Below are 19,327 nucleotides of genomic sequence, written 5' to 3'. Positions count from 1 at the left end.
GATAAGTATAAAATGATGCTAATCTTCTCTTATCAAAGTCTCTGACTTCGATTCAAAGGTTTTTAATTAGTTAACTTTAAAACACATTTTTATTAATACTGCCATGAGAAAAGATGAAAGGGTAAAAATAATAATTAAGAGACTTGAAGAATTATATCCTGAAACACCTATTCCCTTAGATCATCGAAATGGTTTCACATTACTCGTAGCAGTTGTATTAAGTGCACAATCAACCGACAAGAAAGTCAATGAATTAACTAAAGATCTTTTCAATGTTGCCAGCTCTGCTGAAGAAATGTATAAATTAGGTGAGCAAAAAATATATAACTATATAAAACAACTAGGTCTGGCAAAAACCAAAGCAAAAAATACTCATAACTTATCAAAGATTATTTTTGAAAAATTCAATAATAGAGTTCCAAATTCATTTCAGGAACTTGAGTCACTACCTGGAGTCGGTCATAAGACAGCTAGTGTTGTTATGTCTCAAGTCTTTAATGTCCCATCATTTCCTGTCGATACACATATACACAGGTTATCTCAGCGCTGGGGATTAACCTCAGGTAAAAATATTATCCAAACGGAAATGGATCTTAAAAAATTATTTCCAAAGAATCTTTGGAATAAGTTACATTTACAAATTATTTTTTATGGAAGAGAATATTGCTCAGCGAGAGGATGTAACGGTAAAATCTGTAACTTGTGCAGGGAACTTTACCCAAATAGAAAGAAAGCAATTATTTGTTCAAAGGCTTAATAATTATCTATTAATTTTACTATCTCAACAAAAAGGACTATTTCTTGCTAGAAACATATCAAAGAAATTAAATTCAAATGAAATTAGCCATAACAGGAGCTTCAGGGAAAACAGGTTTTAGAGTGGCAGAGGAAGCAATATCATCTGGATATGAGGTTAGATTAATAGTTAGATCTCAATCTGAGATACCTGAATCAATAAAAGGTTGCGAAAGGTACGTATTATCTGACACTAATGGAACCACACTTGATTATGCATTAAAAGGTTGTGAAAGTCTTGTTATAGCTACAGGCGCGAGACCATCTATAGATTTAACAGGTCCAGCAAAAGTAGATTACTTAAATATCAAAAAACAAATTGAAAGCTGCAAGAGGCAAAAGTTAAGACGGGTTGTTCTTGTTAGTTCACTTTGTGCCGGCAAATTGATACACCCTCTAAATTTATTTGGGCTCATACTTATATGGAAAAAATTAGGTGAGAGATCTCTGCAAAAAAGTGGGCTAGATTGGACTGTTATACGACCTGGAGGTTTGAATGAGAATGAAACTAATTTAAATAATCAGAACATTTTGTTTTCTGGTGAGAAAACTCAAGAAGAAGGCTCGATTCCTAGAAGACTAGTTGCCAAAGCATGTATTGAAGCTTTAAAAACAAAAGATTCAATAGAAAAAATCATCGAGATTACTAGTAGCGAAGAGAATCCCAAAACAAATATGAGTAAGGCTATAAAGACGTTTAATATTTGACTATAAAAACCTAAATTCACCATGAACACCAACGCTAAAATTGACGCGTTGCAGCTAATGCTCACTGATCTAAGAACAAGGAACGAATCAATAAGACATAAAGCTGCTTTCAGAGGATGCCAACCAGAATTCCAATCATTAGTTACGGCACTTATTGATCAATTGGAAACACAATTGAATGAAGAGAAGCAAATTCAAAGAGGAAAACCAAATACTGTTGGATAAAAAAAGTCTTAACCTAATTCCAAACAAGCCAAACCATATACATCGCTCATTGAAACAGGAGGTTGAGAACCTCTATACATCCTGAAAGTTTCAGATTCTGATTTAAAACCTAATTTTTCAAAGACTTCAGAAGCTGACTTATTTAGACCAGGAGAATCGATAATTACTAAACCAGGATGACTCTCTATTAATTTCTTCAACAAAATTTTTAAAAGGTCAGGAGTATCAGCCATTAAAGGACCTATTCTCCATCCATCACCATTTTGCAAAAGACATGGTCTGATTCGACCAAAACCATGACATTTTTTTTCTTTATCAATAACTGCTATTACTTTTCCAGCTGGATGATTAAGCCAATTTGATAAAAAATGAGGTCTAGGAGTTGTTTCTCTTTTTTCGTCAAATTTCTCAACGGCATCTTGTGGAATTAAGGAACCTTCAACAAAACTAAATTGATCTAAATCACCATGCCCATAGCTATCTTGAAGTAATTTACCATCACCCAACCATTGCCATCTTGTTGTTTTCGAAGAAATTGTAAAACCCCATTTTGAGTAATCAGCGATTCTCTCTGGAGCGGCCTCTAAACCAACACAAGGTAAATCACTTAAATGACTTAGAGCCTTTTTCCAAAGCTGGACACCAAAACCTCTACCTCTATACTTCTCAATTACCAAAAACAATCCAAGGAATCCATAATCTTGATTATATCGAACACCAGCAATGCACCCAATAGGATTGCCATTCAACCAACCAACCCAAAGCCCCTGTTTGTCTGTATTTTGATAAATAGCTAAATCGCCCACTCCTGGTGCAAAACCTTCCTTTCTAGATATTTCAGTAACAAAATCAATATCTGAATTACATAAAGGTTTAATAGATAAAAAATCACCCATAAAATATATTCTTTTAATAATAACAAATCTAATAAAAATAGATAATAAATCTATAAATATGAGCAAAAAAACATCTAATTAGAAATATACATAATATCTGTAAATAAAAAAAATCCTTAATATAATAAAAAATATTGAATAGGGATTTACAATAGAAATTAAGTAATAATCTTCGACAAATCTCCTCTTATAGAAATATTTGATAGTTCTGAATAACAATCAATAAACTGATTATCTATAAATATTTATGGGTAAGTTAAATACTTGTTTTATTAATAATATTTTTGTATTATTCATCGTTGCTAATTACATAAAGTTTTATTTTATACTAAAAGAGTGTAGAAGCTTAATAACTCTTTTTGAGCAAGGACAATCAATACATCTAAAGATTCTAGAACTATTGATCCAGGTAGAAGGTGCCCACCAAATACACTACAATTTTCATCAGATACACTTATATAAAGATGAGACTCGAATGATCTTACATAACCACTTAAGTTATTATCTATAACTTCTTTTCAAAATTACCCGCTTATCATTTTAAGGACATTTAAATGTAACTCTTGAAAGGTCTCCAACATCGCTTATTAAAAAGAATGTATAATTATTTCTTCTATATAACTCAATCAATGAATTATAAATATCTACTCCTTTAAAATAATCATAAAAATAATGTTCCATAATATTAACGTTATTAGCAACTAAAATATTTAAGTTATTCTTGATCTAATTTTCTCACGATAAATGCCATTGCTCCTAATGATAAGAAAAACATGAAAATAAGAAATGTAGTCATAGCTTTACTCTATTGATAGATAGTATAATATAATAGATTCTAAGTAGGCTATACTTAAAGATTTTTAAATAAACCTAATTCAAAATAGAATGAACAAGAAAATTATTGATTCCAAAAGATTTATCACTTGGCCAATAATCATAAATGGACTAACAATCTCAAGGATATTGCTAGGATTACCAATAATTATTTCACTTAAAAGTGGTAACAATTATATCTTTATTCTTCTAATAGTTATAGCGGGTCTTACTGATTTTCTTGACGGTTATTTTGCACGTAAACATGATCACGAATCTGTTTTTGGCGCAAAGTTAGATCCTCTAGCAGACAAGATACTTCTAATTGGACCAATGATATGGTTGGTCCATGAGGATCTAGTACCATTATGGACAGTATGGTTAATAATATCTAGAGAACTCTTAATAACTAGTTGGCGTTCCGATAAAACCTTAGGTGCTCCAGCCTCAATTCAAGGTAAATATAAAACCACATTTCAATTTACCAGTATAATTCTATTACTATGGCCAAAAAGTTGGGGAACAGCTTATATCCTATATATTATTAATACAATTGGTTATATTTCATTTTGGATAGCATTATTTCTTACTTTAAGCTCTGCCATAAAGTATGTATTCAATCAAAAAGAAGTTCATCAGAACTAAAATCAACTTTTTCATGATTAGCCAAGAGATAATCATTCTTATAGCTATCAATTAAACCATTTAACAAATCGAATTTAGGCTCCCAAGATAAATCTTTTTCTATTTTAGAAGTGTCTGTAAAGAAATTAGTTAATCTTAGAGGAAAAAGTTTTCTAGCCTTGGGATCAAGTTTTGAAGGATCAAAAGAACGTAAATGAAAATCATCGACTTTATTTCCGGTAGCTACAATTGCTGTTTCAATTAAACCTTTGAAAGTTACGGCCTTGCTTCCTGAACAATTATAAATTTGATTAATCGCTTTATCTGTCTCAAGAGATTTAGAAATAGCTTCGGCCAAATCGGAAACATGTCCTAATTGCGTGATGGTTTGACCATCAAAAGGAACAGGAATAGATCGGCCATTAATTATACGATCAAAAAACCATTTTTCAATAGGGTTGTAGTTACCAGGGCCATATATATATGTTGGACGAAAACTTGTAAAAGGAATACCTTCTGCCTTAAGCCAATGCTCTGTTTTTGCTTTACCTATATGACGGCTTTCAAGATCTATTGAACTCTCTTCACTAACAGGAAATAATTGTGTGTTGTCATATACTCCTGCGGAACTTATATAGATAAATCTAAAACTAGGAAGGCCAGAAAATTGAAGAAATCTTTGTGTATCTTCCAACTTCCGTCCAGAACTGTCAACAATAATGTCAAAAGAATGACCAGATAGTTTTTTTAAATCCTCATCATCTGACCTGTCCCCCTTTACGTGATTTATATTTTTTGGTACTGGTAGATTTCCACGCGTAAAAACAAATATCTCATGTCCTTTTGATAGCAGGCTAGAGACAAGAGCTTTTCCAACAAACCTAGTTCCACCGAAAAAAAGAACTTTCAAGATACTTTATTAAAAAAATTATATTAAAGCCTATAGATAATCTCCCAGAGCTACATAAATGATGTTAGATGAATAGTAATAATTTTATTCTTAATGGAAATCATACCTGCAATAGATCTACTGAATGGAAAATGTGTTCGGCTAAATCAAGGAAATTATAATCAAGTTACTAATTTCAATAGTGATCCAGTAAAACAAGCTCAGGTTTGGGAAAGCCAGGGAGCAAAACGACTACATCTTGTAGATCTTGATGGGGCCAGGACTGGTGAACCCATAAATGATTCAACAATAAAAGAAATAAAAAAATCCATTACGATACCCATTCAGGTTGGTGGTGGTATCAGGAGCATTAAGAGAGCAAAAGAATTATTTGGGATAGGAATAGACAGAGTTATTTTAGGTACAGTTGCGATAGAGAACCTGCAATTAGTTAAAGATCTATCTGGAGAATATCCAAAAAGAGTTGCAGTAGGGATTGATGCTAAAAAGGGAATGGTAGCTACTCGAGGTTGGTTAAAACAAAGCGACATATCTTCTTTAGACTTAGCTAAACAACTTAACGATATTGATTTAGCTGCAATCATATCAACCGATATTACAACTGATGGAACTCTAGAAGGACCAAATATAAAAGCCTTAAGTGAAATAGCCGAGGCAAGTATTAATCCAGTAATTGCCTCAGGAGGGGTAGGTTCAATAGCTGATTTAATTTCCCTTGCAGATTTAGAAAATGAAGGTATTGAAGGAATAATCGTAGGCAGAGCCCTATATGACGGCTCAATAGATTTAAAAGAGGCGATATTAACATTAAAAAATCTTCTTATTCAAGATTCATTAAATGATAAAGATAAATTTCTTGTCTAACATTTAAAAAAATAATTGGTTCTTTCGATTTATTGAATAGGACTGGAACTATTCTTAAATCAAGTTATCTTTAAAAGGATAAGTTCTTAAATTTAAATTGATCGAAGGAAGACCAAAACAAATTTTAATGATAGCGCCTTCACTTCTGGGCGAATCTTTGGCTTTGCAACTAACATCGCAGGATAATAATTTAGAAATAATCCTAGACAAAAAAGATATAATTGGATTCCCAAAACTTATTCTATTTTGTCTTGAAGAAGTAGAGCTCTCAAACTCAATTAAACTAGAAATCATTAAGTTAAAAGAAAAATGGGATCAAGCTCCTATTTTAATTGTAATACCAAAAAGCATTAAATTATCATCTGCAGATTTGATGACTTTTGGTAGTGAAGGAATTATTCAAGATCCTACTATTGAACTTTTAAGAGATGCAATCAATATTTTACTTGGAGGAGGCAGAGTATTTAAAATCAATAATGAATCGAATTACAATGCTGACTCAATTTCTAATTCATATGGATTAGGGCATTGGTTATTAACTAGTGGTATATCACAAATAAATAAAGATCTACACACGATAAACCATCTGATAGCTAAGAAATCAATAAATACATTTTATCTTTTAGTATTAATTGGCAGAAGAAGGGAACTATTAACGGCGAAAAGATTAATCATCTGGTTATGGGGGCCTCTAGAGGTATTAATAAAGTCTCCAATTATAACTAATAGCTCGAAAAATATAAATCTAATCAACAAATATAGTACTGACATAACAATAAAAAACCCCTCAACTAATGAGTTATGGAATGCAATATACAAGCGGGCAAAGGAGAGACTTCAAGATGATCTGACTAATTCTACAGATGAACTAACCGCTCTTTTTTCGTTAAATAAAAGCAAAAGAACTAATCTCTTGAAAACTCTTTTACAAGAATTTTCAATTGTTATCAAAAAACTTGATTCTAAAAATAATCGCAAAGAAGAACTGGAAGAGATTTTACAATCTATCACTCCTGAATTACGTTCTAATACATTACGCAATTTCATAGATTCATATGATCGTCTTCAAAAGAATGGTGATGAAGTTTTCATTGCGGACTTTCTAGTAAATAATGCAGAGCTTGGAATACTTGATGATGAACTACCTTCAATTGCATTGATAATAGATCCAATATTAAATAATAAGCCGATCCTCATCGATGGAGAGTATTTATCAATAGAGGACCCTCGATCTATTATTCAACTAGAAACTTTGATTCTAAATTGGATATTCAGGACAGCTGAAATAGTTAGTGAAGAAATTATATCTTCATGTTCTGAATGGCCAGAATTGCGTAAATACTTTCTAAATAAGGAATTAGTTTCAACCAGGGAACTTGAACGTAAAAGAAATCATATCAATACAAATAATCAACTTCAAAGTCTATTCAAAAAACCTGTTAGATTATACGAAAGTAAAAGATTATATTATACAGTAAAAAATAATAAAATTGAAAAGATTATCATCCTTGAACCTAGAGATGATGAATTAAAGAAATTAGACTGGGCACAGAGACAAATAGCATTTATAATAGAGTTAAGAGATGCATTGGCTCCACAAGTACAAGCAATTATTCAATACTTAGGTGATTTAATAGTTCTAATTCTCACAAAAGTTGTTGGAAGATCTATTGGATTAATAGGTAGAGGTATAGCTCAAGGTATGGGGAGGAACCTATCTAAAGGATAATTTATTTATTAATAAATATAGCAAGGTTAGCTTTAAGACTTTAGAATTAAATAAATAGTACTTTACATTGACTTTCTTAAGAGTACTCTACTCACTACTAATACTTTTTTTTCTATTTGTAAATCCAGCATATTCTGCGAGAGATACTGATAGTTATGATGGAAATATATATCCAATTTATGCTGGTAACGGATCATTAGTTCCACCAGCAAGCACATTATCAGAATCATTAAAGAACGAAAGAACCAGTGTTTTAGTTTTCTATCTAGACGATAGTGCTGTTAGTAAACAATATGCACCAGTAGTCTCTGGTATTAAATTATTGTGGAGTTCATCTGTTGATTTAATTCCTCTATCAATTGACGAATTAGACAATGATGATCAAAAAACTTTTAAGGATCCTGGTTATTACTGGCATGGGAAGATACCTCAAACTGTGATTATTGATGGCAAAGGTAATGTTCTCTTAGACGAAGAAGGGCAAGTTTCGTTCGAAGACATTAACAATGCAATAACAAGAGGGACAGGTCTCAAGAAACCTGATTTTGATCTAACAGTCAAAAGCTTTAACGAATATAATAGCGAGCCTTCTAAAGATGGTTACACCAGTCCTAGAGGCAGCTAAAATGCAATAGGAGAAATAATTTTTTTATTTAAATTATCAAATATCTTTCTTAAAAAATGTTATCAAACTATCTTTTTCTCATAATAATAACGTTTCTTTTGATCGAAATAAATCATTATTTCAGACAAAATTCGCCCTTAGTTCTGAAGCCCAAAGAATTCAAAAGAATCATTCAAGCTTCTACGCAGAAATATATTGCCTGGGTTGAGATTAAGAATTTGCATAAAAGAATGGAGGTTATGATTCCTTCTTTAAAAGTTAATCCTCAGTTAATAGGTATATCAAAAAACGAGATACTAAAGATTAATACAAATATCACACCTCTTCACCCTGATGATGAAGACGAGCAAAAAAATGACTACTGGTCTGCATATATAATAAAAAGTCAAAAATCAACATTTATCAGAATTGAAGTTGAATTTGAGATTGAGGATTCTGCAATAGATAATCTCAAATGTTTATGGATCGATATTGAATGGGTTAATTATGGACCATTCGGTTTTTTAAAAAAATTTGATGGTTTCGTCTTACCTAATTATATAAACTCACATAAAGAAATTTCCTCTAATAGTAATTTAGTTTATCCAATTAAAACTCATATTCTTGGTACCTTAGATGATCCTATTAGCATATTAAAATCCTATATACCCAAAAATTACCTAGCTAGAGATATTCTTACAATAGGAGAATCACCCTTAGCAATTATGCAAGGGAAATATATAGACTACAGGAACGTAAAGGCAAGTCTGCTTTCAAGGTTACTTTGCAAAGGATTTCATCCAACTAGCAGCTTAGCGAGTGCATGCGGAATGCAAACCCTAATAAATATTTCTAGTCCAACTCGGATAATAATTTCGTGGTTAATAGCAGGAATTTTAAAACTTTTTGGCGCTAAAGGTATGTTTTATCGTTTAGCAGGTGAACAAGCAAGATTGATTGATGACATTACTGGTACTACACCACCCTATGATAAAAGTATAGTTTTAGGACCTAAAGATACAAAGACCTTTTGTATCGAAGCCTCAAAAGAATTATGCATAGATGTGGCTGTTGTAGATGTAAATGATCTAGGAAGAGTTAAAATCTTATCAACAAATAATATTGAAAACACAAAAATAATCAAAAAAGCACTAACATCCAACCCAGCTGGCAATGCTAACCAACAAACTCCAATAGTAATGATCAGAACAGATGAAATAGTTTCGAAGTCACATGATAATTAAAAATCCAATAAAATAGTTAAATGCAAAAAGATGAAGCTTTACCTTCAGATTTATTAATCGAGCCACTTCAGCTCAAGCATTTATCAATGCTTAAGGCAGAAAATAATTCTAAGTACCTCGGTGTATTTCAAATACTATTGTGCAAAAAATGGTTTTCTTTATTAGAATCAAATCTCATAAATTTAATACCAACTAGAAATTCAAAATGCATTGTTGCAGTTGAAAGAAACAATATAATTGCATATATTTTAGCTACTCCAATCAACAGAAGAGGTACATGTTGGTCTATTTCAGAACCATACTTTATCGGAGAATCAATATCATATAGCCGTTATAATTTATTACAAAATCTACTACGCAAAGTTCTCTATGAAAGCAATATTAATACACAAAGTTTTTTAATTTCTATAAATACAAATGACAATCAGAATTTATCAGTAATAAGACAATCGGGATTTCAGCCCTTAAGAATAATAAATTATTGGAAGAAAAAAGAAAGTATAAAACACCAAAAAAACGAAACCAAAGATAATTTTATCTGGGAAAAACTAACAGAAGAGAATAGTCAACAAATATGGAGACTTGAACAAGCCAGAGAGTCGATCAACTTTCGTTCAATATTTGATAGGCAATGGCAAGATATTTACGAAAAAAGGAATATTTTAACTGGTGTAATTAAGTCTAAAGAAAATAATGTTATTGCGGGATTAATACCATCCATTTGTCCTAAATATGAATACACACTAGAATTGATTAGAGGTTTGGCATGGGATGAAAGACTCAATCAATCAATTCCACAAAGAATTAATAACATAAAGATTGGCAAAAATAAATGTTATGTAGAAACAACAAGTGAAGATAAAAAGTTAATTGAAATATTAAGTAATAGCAATTGGGAAATAAAAGAAGAGCGAGTCCTTCTTGGAAGAAGTGTATGGAAGAGACAAAATGGATACAAATTAAAGTCCCTTGAAAATGAACTAATAAATAGTCTTGTCGGAAATTTACAACAACAACCTGAACTCCCCTCAACCATTCAAATTGGAAAAAACAAATGATTCAGCCAAATCCTTGTTCGGTTTTAAGTCTTGATATTGGAAATAAAAGAATAGGTGTTGCGGGTTGTGATTCACTTGGAATATCAATAACTCATCTCCCTGCAATTTTCAGAAGAAGCTTTGAAGAAGATCTTAGAGAATTATCGAAGATATGCTCCGACCGAAAAGTTGAAGGTCTCATTATTGGTAATCCTCTTGATATGCACGGCAAAGAGACTAATCAATCTTTTCGATGTAAAAAATATGGGATTAAATTATCGAAATGCCTAAAACTTCCTGTGGCTTTTGTAAATGAACATTGCTCAACCGTCGAGGCTAAAGAGAAATTCTCTATAAAATCAGACAAGACTGGGAAAATAGACAGTGCTGCTGCCGCTATACTTTTACAACAATGGCTTATTGAGGGACCTAATCTAGGTGACTCAAATTAAATTTTGAATATGATGTAAAAAACACTATCAAATAAAACTAGATACTGACTAATAAAAACTCACCTATGTCAACAACAAATAAAAACGACGAAGTACCTACACTTTTAGTTAAAGATTCTCAAGGTTCGGATCTCTTATGTTTTCTTGAACAAGTAGTTCCTCTAGAAGGTAATGAATATGCCCTGTTAACACCTGTAGACACTCCTGTATCTCTGTTTCAATTAATTGATGATCAAGATCCAAAGCTAATCGAGACAATTGAAAAAAATGAACCAATACTAGAGGTGGCTGATGTTGTCCTTCAAGAACATGATCTTAGACTTGTTCGCTCAGCTATCACACTTACAGTCTCAGGCGAACTAGATGAGCCAGAACCTGAAGAAATTGAAGAAGAGGACATTGATGATGAGTCAGAGACATATGAACTTCTTGTAAATTTTAGAGTGGAAAACAATGAGTATGGTCTATACATACCGCTTGATCCTTTCTTCATAGTTGGGAAATTAGAAGAAGGTGAAATAAAGCTTGTTGAAGGCGAAGAGTTTGACAAGATACAATCCGGAATTGAAGCTGAACTTGAGGAGAGAGGATTATCAGAATAAACATACAAAAATTACTTAAACCCCATTGGAAAGTAAACGATAAAATTTCAAAGATTTCGATAAATGAATTGTTATCGAAAAATGTAAAAGCATTAATACTTGATGTAGATGGAACATTAACTTCTGGGAAAAAGCCAGTAATCTCAAATGATATACAAAATTGGGTGATCAACTCTAAGAAATTCTTTTATACTTATTTATTCAGCAATAACCCCTCTAGAAGTAGAATAAAAAAAATTGCTGATCAATTAGATTTAGAATTCACACATTCAGGCGGAAAACCAAGTAAAAAAAAATTAAAGAAGATATTAGATACAATTCCTTGTTCAACAGATAAAATAGCAATTATTGGAGATAGAGTTTTTACAGATATTTTGGTAGGCAACAGATTAGGAATGTATACAATATTAGTAGATTCAGTAGATTACTATGGAAAAAAAATTGAGAAAAATAAATTTCAATCAATAGAAAGATTTTTGGCTAAAATTATAAGTGGAGATTTGATATGACAACTTGGGTGATAAAAATTGGCACAAGCCTGTTAAGAGGAGGCGATAAATATACAACTTTTGACATCATTAATGATTATTGTTCATACATATCAAGAGCACAAAAAAATGGGGATAAAATTATTTTAGTCTCCAGTGGTGCTGTAGGTCTGGGATGTCATAAAATGAACTTCAAGTTAAGACCTAAAGAAATTATTTCTCTACAAGCTTCTGCAGCAATAGGACAACTTCATTTAATGGCTTTGTATGAAAAGGCCATGAGTAGGCTTGGATATAAAGTTGCACAAATACTATTAACCAGGTCAGAATTGGGTTCAAGAAATAGTTATAAATCTGCCTCGCAGACACTAAAAAGATTGATTGAATGGGATGTCATACCAATAGTAAATGAAAATGATATTACCTCAGATGAAGAATTAAAATATGGAGATAATGACACTTTATCTGCATTAGTTGCAACAGCGATATCTGCCGATCAACTAATATTGTTAACTGATATCGATCATCTTTACTCCTCTGATCCAAAAACAAATAGCAAAGCCAAGCCCATTAAAGATATTAATAATTCAGTTGAATTAAATAAATTAGAGCTAACAAATGTACAAACATCTTGGGGAACCGGAGGAATAAAAACCAAACTAACTGCTGCAAAGATAGCCACTGAAAGCGGTATAAAAGTTCAATTAGCAGATGGTAGAGATCCAAAAACATTAGGTGAATTACTTAATGGAAAAAAAATAGGAACTGTTTTCCATCCTCATCCCAATCCAATAGGAAACAGAAAAAGTTGGTTATCACATGCGATCAAACCAGTAGGGGAAATTCATCTAGATGATGGTGCAAGTGAAGCCATCAAAAATAAAGGAGCTTCACTACTACTAGTTGGAGTAAAAAAAGTTAATGGGAATTTTATTTCTAATCAACCTGTAAAAGTTATCAACACCAAAGGGGAAGAAATTGCTAAGGGGATTTGCTCAATGAGCAGCGATGCTATAAAAATAGGAATCAAATCTAAATCGAAAGCAACAGGATCTCCCCTTGTTATTCACAGAGATGTTCTGGTTCTGACCAGTGAATAACTCAAATAAAATAGTAACTTTCACTCCCCAATTAAATCATGCAATTCAAGGAAATTGTCGAAAATCTGAAGCAAGGTCAATCCGGTGTGGTTGACTTTAAGGTTCAAAACAATCCAGTTATTTTAACTGCAGCTTCTTTAGAAAAAGCCGAGAAAAATGAAATCAGTTTTCTAGACAACAATAGTCCAATAAATCTGAGAAATCTCATCAAGACATCAAAAGCCTCTGCTCTATTACTACCAGCAAACGATACTTATATAATTGAAATAGCAAAGAAGATTTCAGCTGATTGGATAATACTTAAAGAGCCCAAGATTGCTTTTGCTGAAACATTAGACTTTCTTTATCCTTCTGAGATAAAAAATGAAGGCATACATCAAAGTGCAATCATCGGAGAGAATGTAAAAATCGGTGTTGGTGTTTCAATCGGAGCTAATACTTACATTGGAGATAATACAGAAATTGGGGACGAGACTTTCATTCATCCTGGCGTGGTTGTCTATAAAAATGTAACCATTGGTGCTAAGAATTTAATTCACGCAAACAGTGTTATTCATTCTGGATCTAAAATTGAAAACGAATGTGTAATTAATGCTAATGCCGTTATTGGTGGTGAAGGTTTTGGATTCGTGCAAACATCAAACGGATGGAAAAAAATGCCTCAAGTGGGAATAGTTGTTTTAAGAAACAAAGTAGAAGTTGGTAGTGGGTCAACAATTGATAGACCTTCAGTAGGAGAAACCATAATTGGTGAAGATACAAAAATTGATAATCTAGTTCAAATTGGTCATGGAGTATCAACCGGTAAGGGATGTGCTATGGCTGCCCAAGTAGGTATTGCTGGAGGAGCTCAGATTGGAGACGCAGTAATTCTTGCTGGACAAGTAGGAGTAGGTAATAAAGTCAAAATCGGAGATAGAGTTATAGCCAGCTCAAAAACAGGAATCGTATCTGATATTGAGACTGGAAAAGTTGTTAGTGGATTCCCAGCTATTCCTAATAAACTATGGCTAAGGTGTTCTGCTAATTTTAAAAAACTACCTGATATAGCAAAAACCATTCGTAAATTAGATCGAAAAAACTCCAGGTAAGTTTTTCCTTTAATTAAAATGAAAAAATGAAGTCTTACAAAATAACATTATTGCCAGGCGATGGAATTGGTCCAGAGATAACAAACGTCACTCATAAAATCCTTGACCTTGTCTCAAGGAAATTTGGTTTTGGGCTTAAATTCAAAGAAATGCCTTTTGGTGGATCGGCTATAAGTTCAGAGGGTGTGCCCTTTCCAGATAGAACCCTTCAAGAATGTAAAAACTCTAATGCGATTTTGTTAGCTGCTATAGGAGACCCAAAGTATGACAAATTGCCCAGGGAGAAAAGACCTGAGACAGGTTTACTTAATCTCAGATCTTCTTTAGATCTTTTCGCAAATATAAGACCAGTAAAAATAATTCCCTCCTTAACAAAAGCAAGTAGCTTAAAAGAGGAGTTTGTTAAAGAAGTTGATTTGGTAGTAGTAAGAGAACTTACCAGCGGGATTTACTTTGGTGAACCAAAAGGAAGGATAAAAACAGAAAAAGGAGAAAGGGCATTTAACACGATGACCTACACCTCAGAGGAGGTCAATCGAATAGCAGAAATTGCTTTTAAATTGGCCAAACAAAGAAATTACAAAGTTTGCTCAGTCGATAAAGCTAATGTTCTAGATGTAAGTCAGCTATGGAGAGATGAAACAATATTGGTATCTAAAAATCACAAAGAAGTAGAGCTAACTCATCAATATGTGGATAATGCTGCGATGCAACTTGTTAGAAATCCAAGCCAATTTGATGTGATGCTTACAAGCAATTTATTCGGAGACATTCTTAGCGACATTGCAGCCATGCTTACTGGATCAATTGGCATGCTTCCCTCTGCGTCGTTAACCACTAATGGTCCAGGTGTCTTTGAACCTGTTCATGGTTCAGCTCCTGACATAGCGGGGAAAGACATAGCTAATCCAATAGCAATGCTTTTATCTGCTTCAATGATGTTAAAAATTGCCTTTAATGAAACACAAGCAGGCAATTATTTAGAAAATGCAATTAACGAGCTTCTGAATGAGGGTTATAGAACTTCCGACTTGATGAGCACTGAGACAGTGAAACAGGTTAGTTGTTCCCAAATGGGGGAACTTTTAGCAAAAAAATTAAAATAATTAATTCACAAATTTAAGAACTCTTTAAATAGATTCCCTTTGATGGTCAGTCGACCTGTAAAAATAAAAAGTCAATGCATAAGCGTCGATGTCAAAGCTTCACCCAGTAGTGGCTGTAACTGGTTCGTCAGGTGCAGGAACAAGCACAGTTAAAAGAGCTTTTGAGCATATCTTTGCTCGCGAAAAGATTGTTCCTGCAGTTGTTGAAGGAGATAGTTATCACCGTTTCGAAAGAATGCCTATGAAGAAGGCAATGTCTGAGGCACTTTCAAGAGGTGAAAACTTTTCACATTTTGGACCAGAGGCAAATTTATTCGATAAACTTGAAGACCTCTTTAGTCAATACGGCAAAACTGGTGGGGGCCAGAAAAGATATTATTTGCATAGTCCTGAAGAAGCAGAGGAACATAACACTCGATTAGGAACCAAATTAGATCCAGGCCAATTCACTCCCTGGGAAGACATTCCAACAGGAACAGATCTATTGTTTTATGAGGGTCTCCATGGTGGCGTTGTAGGAAAAGATTATGACGTAGCATCATTTGCTGATTTACTTGTTGGTGTAGTACCAATTACAAATTTAGAGTGGATACAAAAAATTCACCGAGATAATGCAGAAAGGGGTTACTCAGCCGAGACGATCGTTGATACGATTCTGAGAAGAATGCCTGATTACATTAATCATATATGTCCCCAATTTAGCCGTACAGATATTAACTTCCAAAGAGTTCCGACAATTGATACTTCAAACCCATTTATTTGCAGAAATATTCCAACACCTGACGAAAGTTTTGTAATTATTCATTTCAGAAAAGGTTCAAGAGAAAAATGGGGAATTGACTTCCAGTACTTATTAGGAATGATACACGATTCATTTATGTCAAGTCCCACAAGTATTGTTGTTAACGGAGGGAAAATGGGATTTGCGATGGAACTTATTCTTACACCTATTATTCATAAAATGATAGAAGAGAAAAAAGCTGCAGGATAATAAGTCAAATTAATTCAAGCTAATCAAATAAAATATAATAGATAAAGCTAATAAATAACTTTGATTAGTATATTATTTACTTTGATACTTTTATATTTATTGTCTTCTATATCTATAGAAGACATAAATACATTACTAATAAGTGAAAATAAATTAAAATTATTTATTTTCTACGGTATTCTTTATTTGTTATGCATTGGCATATCAAATAAAGGGATAGATGTTAAATGGCTAATAATAAATAATTCTTTATCAATGATTATTATCTTTCTAATTATGTATTTTATCAGTAGTGTAAGTTATAAGATTTTTGGAGTAAATTCATTAGGCATGGGTGATATAAAACTCTCTTCTTTTAGTACAATATGGCTTGGTATTGAATTGAGTTTTTTATCATTATGCATTTCATTCTTACTCTCAGCTATATATAGTTTGAGTGGAAAACTTACAAAAAAATTTAAACCATTACACCAGTATCCTTTTGCACCATTCCTCTCAATTGGGATATTTTGCTCTTGGATCATAGATAAGATTTAAACTTTCTGATTCCTTTAATGGGACTTAGGGTACTAAATTAAATTCAATCACTAAATAGCTGTGTCATTATTCGACTGGTTTGCTGATAGAAGAAAAGGGCAATTTGTTGGCAAAGTAACTCAGGAATCTGAAGAAAGTGATGGACTATGGGAAAAATGTCCAGAATGTGGACAAGTTGTTTATAGAAAAGATTTAATAGATAATTGCAGTGTTTGTAGCAACTGCAATCACCACAATCGAATAGATAGCGAAGAGAGAATAAGACTAATCACTGATCCAAGCACATTTAAATCAATCAATAATCACATAACACCCGTTGATCCTCTCGGGTTTAAAGATCGAAGAGCTTACGCAGACAGACTGAGAGAAAGTCAAGCAAGTACTGGACTCAAAGATGGTGTACTCACAGGTACATGCGAGGTAGATTCTATTCCCATGGCATTAGCCGTAATGGATTTTAGGTTCATGGGTGGTTCAATGGGATCTGTTGTAGGAGAAAAAATTACACGGCTCATTGAACATTCAACCAAAGAAAAATTACCATTACTAATTGTTTGTGCATCTGGTGGTGCTCGAATGCAAGAAGGGATGTTAAGCCTGATGCAAATGGCAAAGATTTCAGGAGCACTAGAAAGACATAGAGATGCTCAATTGCTCTATATGCCTTTACTTACCCATCCCACCACCGGGGGAGTTACTGCTAGTTTTGCCATGCTTGGAGATTTAATCCTTGCTGAGCCAAAAGCACTGATTGGATTTGCAGGGAGAAGAGTAATTGAACAAACATTGAGAGAAAAACTACCTGATAATTTCCAAACCGCAGAGTATCTTCAAGATCATGGCTTCGTAGATACCATCGTACCTAGAACAGAACTTAAAGAAACTTTGGCAAAGTTACTTCGATTACACAAGACACAAGAAGTGAAATCACGAACTAATGCATAAAAGAAATCAAAGGATAAAAAATAAACTATATTATCTCTTGAATATCTTCATTGTAATATTAATATTTTTATTCAATAGTACAAATTTAGTATATGCAGAAAATATTAATTGGGTTGAAGTTAGTAAAACGCCTGCAGGAGTCCAATATTTAGACAGAGACAATATTCATATCAAAGGAAAAGGAATAATAGAATTAACCACAAAATACCTAAAAATCGACCCTTCTACATCAGAGAAAATAGAAGATAACATTTATGTAATGAACATCAATTGTTTAACTCATAAATTTAAAGATGTTTCAGTTAATGGTAAAAAGAAATTAACCGCAAAATGGGAAGACCCCAACGGGGATAAACTACTTGATGATGTGATTTCAGATAGCTGCAAAAATGTTTAAACTCATTAATTTTTTAAAAGGATGATCAATTCAGATCATCCTCTCCGCATAGCTATTGCAGGACTAGGTTTCGGTGAAAGTGTTCATATTCCTGCCTCAATGTCTAATAAGAATATCGAGCTTGTGGGGTTGTGGCATCCTCGGCCAGAAAGGCTTAAAGAAGCATGCAATAAGCACAATCTTCGTGCTTATGAGACCTGGGAAGATCTTGTCAATGATTCCGAAATAGATGGAATAATAATAGCCACGCCACCAGCCCCAAGATACAAGCTGGCACTAGATGCAATAAAGAAGGGAAAACACCTGTTACTGGAAAAGCCAACTTGCTTAAACTCTGACGCGGTAGAAGAGCTTCAAAGAAATTCTCTCCAAAGAAATTTAAAAATAGCTGTCGATTATGAATATCGAGCGGTTCCTCTGTTCATGCAAGCAAAACGAATAATTAACGATAAGAAATTAGATGAACCTTATTTTGTAAAACTAGACTGGCTAATGAGTAGTAGAGCCAACCCCGATAGGCCATGGAATTGGTATTCAGATAAAGATTCTGGTGGAGGGGTCTTGGGCGCTTTAGGTACCCATGCTTTTGACATGATTCATTGGCTAATTGGTCCAACTCATTCTTTGAGCGCAATAAATTCAACTTCAATCAAAGAGAGAGTTTGTACACAATCAAAAACCACTAAGAAAGTGACAAGTGAAGATGTAAGTATTTCTCAACTACAAATAAAAAGTATTAATAACAATTTGATTCCAGTACAAGTAAATCTCTCTGCAGTTACAAAAAAAAGCAGGGGTTTTAGTCTAGAAATATATGGTGGTAATGGAACTCTTGTGCTTAGCAGCGACAATCAGAACGATTATGTTCATGGATTTGGTTTGTGGTACTCAACCAAAGGAGAAGTTCTTAAAAATATTCAACCAGATGCAGATCTCTCCTTTTCAAAAACATGGACTGATGGACGAATTGCTCCAGTAGCAAGAATACAAAGCTGGTGGGCTGAAAGCATAAAAGACGGTACACCTGTTATCCCAGGCTTAGCTGAGGGATTAGCTAGCCAAAAAGTTTGCGACAAGGTACAAGAATCAAACTCAATAGGTATGAAGCTAGAAATCAATTAAAAAAATTCGCTTAAAAAACAAAAAACAATTTTTTAGGTGTAATAAGC

22 protein-coding genes are annotated in these 19,327 nt (G+C 33.1%); 20 read left to right on the top strand and 2 right to left on the bottom strand.

The genetic code is table 11. The features are described 5' to 3' along the window. The first annotated feature begins 103 nt into the window (after nucleotides 1-103). From nth to AC6EIY_RS01100, 3 genes are all read left to right on the top strand, one after another. On the top strand, nucleotides 104-757 hold the full coding sequence (nth, locus tag AC6EIY_RS01110; protein ID WP_498507119.1) for an endonuclease III: 654 nt from the start codon (nucleotides 104-106) through the stop codon (nucleotides 755-757). Between the two features lie 77 nt (nucleotides 758-834). Continuing rightward, nucleotides 835-1,503 carry an SDR family oxidoreductase gene (locus tag AC6EIY_RS01105; protein ID WP_498507118.1) on the top strand — a complete coding sequence of 223 codons (669 nt, stop codon included), beginning with the start codon at nucleotides 835-837 and terminating at the stop codon, nucleotides 1,501-1,503. A 21-nt stretch (nucleotides 1,504-1,524) separates the two neighbouring features. Continuing rightward, nucleotides 1,525-1,728 (top strand): hypothetical protein, encoded by a 204-nt coding sequence (locus AC6EIY_RS01100; protein WP_498507117.1) that lies wholly within the window; start codon nucleotides 1,525-1,527, stop codon nucleotides 1,726-1,728. 8 nt (nucleotides 1,729-1,736) lie between these two features. Here AC6EIY_RS01100 and AC6EIY_RS01095 read toward each other — a convergent pair whose 3' ends face one another. Beyond that, on the bottom strand, nucleotides 1,737-2,624 hold the full coding sequence (locus AC6EIY_RS01095) for a GNAT family N-acetyltransferase (RefSeq protein WP_498507116.1): 888 nt from the start codon (nucleotides 2,622-2,624) through the stop codon (nucleotides 1,737-1,739). Nucleotides 2,625-3,509: 885 nt separating this feature from the next. Here AC6EIY_RS01095 and pgsA point away from each other — a divergent pair. Further along, nucleotides 3,510-4,082 (top strand): CDP-diacylglycerol--glycerol-3-phosphate 3-phosphatidyltransferase, encoded by a 573-nt coding sequence (pgsA, locus tag AC6EIY_RS01090; protein ID WP_498507115.1) that lies wholly within the window; start codon nucleotides 3,510-3,512, stop codon nucleotides 4,080-4,082. On the opposite strand, the gene AC6EIY_RS01085 is transcribed toward pgsA, so the two are convergent. Continuing rightward, nucleotides 4,054-4,971: an NAD-dependent epimerase/dehydratase family protein gene (locus AC6EIY_RS01085; RefSeq protein ID WP_498507114.1), complete on the bottom strand. Its 918-nt coding sequence runs from the start codon at nucleotides 4,969-4,971 to the stop codon at nucleotides 4,054-4,056. The genes pgsA and AC6EIY_RS01085 overlap by 29 nt on opposite strands. Before the next feature lie 93 nt (nucleotides 4,972-5,064). Here AC6EIY_RS01085 and hisA point away from each other — a divergent pair, with 93 nt between their 5' ends. From hisA to AC6EIY_RS01005, 16 genes are all read left to right on the top strand, one after another. Next, nucleotides 5,065-5,835 (top strand): 1-(5-phosphoribosyl)-5-[(5-phosphoribosylamino)methylideneamino]imidazole-4-carboxamide isomerase, encoded by a 771-nt coding sequence (hisA, locus tag AC6EIY_RS01080; RefSeq protein WP_498507113.1) that lies wholly within the window; start codon nucleotides 5,065-5,067, stop codon nucleotides 5,833-5,835. Between the two features lie 127 nt (nucleotides 5,836-5,962). Further along, nucleotides 5,963-7,564 (top strand): DUF3685 domain-containing protein, encoded by a 1,602-nt coding sequence (locus AC6EIY_RS01075; protein WP_498507112.1) that lies wholly within the window; start codon nucleotides 5,963-5,965, stop codon nucleotides 7,562-7,564. A 67-nt stretch (nucleotides 7,565-7,631) separates the two neighbouring features. Next, entirely contained in the window at nucleotides 7,632-8,189 is a 558-nt protein-coding gene (locus tag AC6EIY_RS01070; RefSeq protein WP_498507111.1) for a thylakoid membrane photosystem I accumulation factor, read from the top strand. Nucleotides 8,190-8,245: 56 nt separating this feature from the next. Next, nucleotides 8,246-9,412: a hypothetical protein gene (locus tag AC6EIY_RS01065; protein ID WP_498507110.1), complete on the top strand. Its 1,167-nt coding sequence runs from the start codon at nucleotides 8,246-8,248 to the stop codon at nucleotides 9,410-9,412. A 20-nt stretch (nucleotides 9,413-9,432) separates the two neighbouring features. Beyond that, complete coding sequence (locus AC6EIY_RS01060; RefSeq protein WP_498507109.1) at nucleotides 9,433-10,470, top strand: hypothetical protein; 1,038 nt, start codon at nucleotides 9,433-9,435, stop codon at nucleotides 10,468-10,470. Next, nucleotides 10,467-10,901 (top strand): Holliday junction resolvase RuvX, encoded by a 435-nt coding sequence (ruvX, locus tag AC6EIY_RS01055; protein WP_498507108.1) that lies wholly within the window; start codon nucleotides 10,467-10,469, stop codon nucleotides 10,899-10,901. Before AC6EIY_RS01060 ends, ruvX begins: the two co-directional genes overlap by 4 nt. Before the next feature lie 65 nt (nucleotides 10,902-10,966). Continuing rightward, a complete protein-coding gene (locus AC6EIY_RS01050; protein WP_498507107.1) occupies nucleotides 10,967-11,503 on the top strand; it encodes a DUF3727 domain-containing protein in 537 nt (178 codons plus the stop codon). Beyond that, nucleotides 11,491-12,012, top strand: coding sequence for a YqeG family HAD IIIA-type phosphatase (locus AC6EIY_RS01045; RefSeq protein WP_498508132.1), 522 nt, complete (start codon nucleotides 11,491-11,493; stop codon nucleotides 12,010-12,012). Before AC6EIY_RS01050 ends, AC6EIY_RS01045 begins: the two co-directional genes overlap by 13 nt. Continuing rightward, a complete protein-coding gene (proB, locus tag AC6EIY_RS01040; RefSeq protein ID WP_498507106.1) occupies nucleotides 12,009-13,091 on the top strand; it encodes a glutamate 5-kinase in 1,083 nt (360 codons plus the stop codon). Before AC6EIY_RS01045 ends, proB begins: the two co-directional genes overlap by 4 nt. 38 nt (nucleotides 13,092-13,129) lie before the next feature. Then, nucleotides 13,130-14,182 (top strand): UDP-3-O-(3-hydroxymyristoyl)glucosamine N-acyltransferase, encoded by a 1,053-nt coding sequence (gene lpxD / locus AC6EIY_RS01035; RefSeq protein ID WP_498507105.1) that lies wholly within the window; start codon nucleotides 13,130-13,132, stop codon nucleotides 14,180-14,182. A 26-nt stretch (nucleotides 14,183-14,208) separates the two neighbouring features. Continuing rightward, nucleotides 14,209-15,288 (top strand): 3-isopropylmalate dehydrogenase, encoded by a 1,080-nt coding sequence (leuB, locus tag AC6EIY_RS01030; RefSeq protein ID WP_498507104.1) that lies wholly within the window; start codon nucleotides 14,209-14,211, stop codon nucleotides 15,286-15,288. An 88-nt stretch (nucleotides 15,289-15,376) separates the two neighbouring features. Then, nucleotides 15,377-16,279 carry a phosphoribulokinase gene (locus AC6EIY_RS01025; RefSeq protein ID WP_269612712.1) on the top strand — a complete coding sequence of 301 codons (903 nt, stop codon included), beginning with the start codon at nucleotides 15,377-15,379 and terminating at the stop codon, nucleotides 16,277-16,279. A gap of 60 nt (nucleotides 16,280-16,339) precedes the next feature. Continuing rightward, complete coding sequence (locus AC6EIY_RS01020) at nucleotides 16,340-16,816, top strand: prepilin peptidase (protein ID WP_498507103.1); 477 nt, start codon at nucleotides 16,340-16,342, stop codon at nucleotides 16,814-16,816. Nucleotides 16,817-16,876: 60 nt separating this feature from the next. Then, nucleotides 16,877-17,761, top strand: coding sequence for an acetyl-CoA carboxylase, carboxyltransferase subunit beta (gene accD, locus AC6EIY_RS01015; protein ID WP_498507102.1), 885 nt, complete (start codon nucleotides 16,877-16,879; stop codon nucleotides 17,759-17,761). A gap of 37 nt (nucleotides 17,762-17,798) precedes the next feature. After that, the gene (locus AC6EIY_RS01010; RefSeq protein WP_498507101.1) at nucleotides 17,799-18,158 is read left to right on the top strand and encodes a hypothetical protein; all 360 of its coding nucleotides are present in this window, start codon (nucleotides 17,799-17,801) and stop codon (nucleotides 18,156-18,158) included. A 21-nt stretch (nucleotides 18,159-18,179) separates the two neighbouring features. Continuing rightward, nucleotides 18,180-19,280: a Gfo/Idh/MocA family protein gene (locus tag AC6EIY_RS01005; protein ID WP_498507100.1), complete on the top strand. Its 1,101-nt coding sequence runs from the start codon at nucleotides 18,180-18,182 to the stop codon at nucleotides 19,278-19,280. Nucleotides 19,281-19,327: the final 47 nt, after the last annotated feature.

It is taken from the genome of Prochlorococcus sp. MIT2304, from assembly GCF_059772405.1.
This window is presented reverse-complemented; position numbering and strand designations above follow the sequence as displayed.

Excerpts from the sequence above, each read along its gene's own strand:
- AC6EIY_RS01100 (WP_498507117.1), top strand. The coding sequence starts at position 1,525 with ATGAACACCAACGCTAAAATTGACGCGTTGCAGCTAATGCTCACTGAT.
- leuB (WP_498507104.1), top strand. The coding sequence starts at position 14,209 with ATGAAGTCTTACAAAATAACATTATTGCCAGGCGATGGAATTGGTCCA.
- proB (WP_498507106.1), top strand. The coding sequence starts at position 12,009 with ATGACAACTTGGGTGATAAAAATTGGCACAAGCCTGTTAAGAGGAGGC.
- lpxD (WP_498507105.1), top strand. The coding sequence starts at position 13,130 with ATGCAATTCAAGGAAATTGTCGAAAATCTGAAGCAAGGTCAATCCGGT.
- AC6EIY_RS01075 (WP_498507112.1), top strand. The coding sequence starts at position 5,963 with ATGATAGCGCCTTCACTTCTGGGCGAATCTTTGGCTTTGCAACTAACA.
- hisA (WP_498507113.1), top strand. The coding sequence starts at position 5,065 with ATGGAAATCATACCTGCAATAGATCTACTGAATGGAAAATGTGTTCGG.
- AC6EIY_RS01050 (WP_498507107.1), top strand. The coding sequence starts at position 10,967 with ATGTCAACAACAAATAAAAACGACGAAGTACCTACACTTTTAGTTAAA.
- pgsA (WP_498507115.1), top strand. The coding sequence starts at position 3,510 with ATGAACAAGAAAATTATTGATTCCAAAAGATTTATCACTTGGCCAATA.
- AC6EIY_RS01005 (WP_498507100.1), top strand. The coding sequence starts at position 18,180 with ATGATCAATTCAGATCATCCTCTCCGCATAGCTATTGCAGGACTAGGT.
- AC6EIY_RS01025 (WP_269612712.1), top strand. The coding sequence starts at position 15,377 with ATGTCAAAGCTTCACCCAGTAGTGGCTGTAACTGGTTCGTCAGGTGCA.
- AC6EIY_RS01105 (WP_498507118.1), top strand. The coding sequence starts at position 835 with ATGAAATTAGCCATAACAGGAGCTTCAGGGAAAACAGGTTTTAGAGTG.
- nth (WP_498507119.1), top strand. The coding sequence starts at position 104 with ATGAGAAAAGATGAAAGGGTAAAAATAATAATTAAGAGACTTGAAGAA.
- ruvX (WP_498507108.1), top strand. The coding sequence starts at position 10,467 with ATGATTCAGCCAAATCCTTGTTCGGTTTTAAGTCTTGATATTGGAAAT.
- AC6EIY_RS01065 (WP_498507110.1), top strand. The coding sequence starts at position 8,246 with ATGTTATCAAACTATCTTTTTCTCATAATAATAACGTTTCTTTTGATC.
- AC6EIY_RS01095 (WP_498507116.1), bottom strand. The coding sequence starts at position 2,624 with ATGGGTGATTTTTTATCTATTAAACCTTTATGTAATTCAGATATTGAT.
- AC6EIY_RS01060 (WP_498507109.1), top strand. The coding sequence starts at position 9,433 with ATGCAAAAAGATGAAGCTTTACCTTCAGATTTATTAATCGAGCCACTT.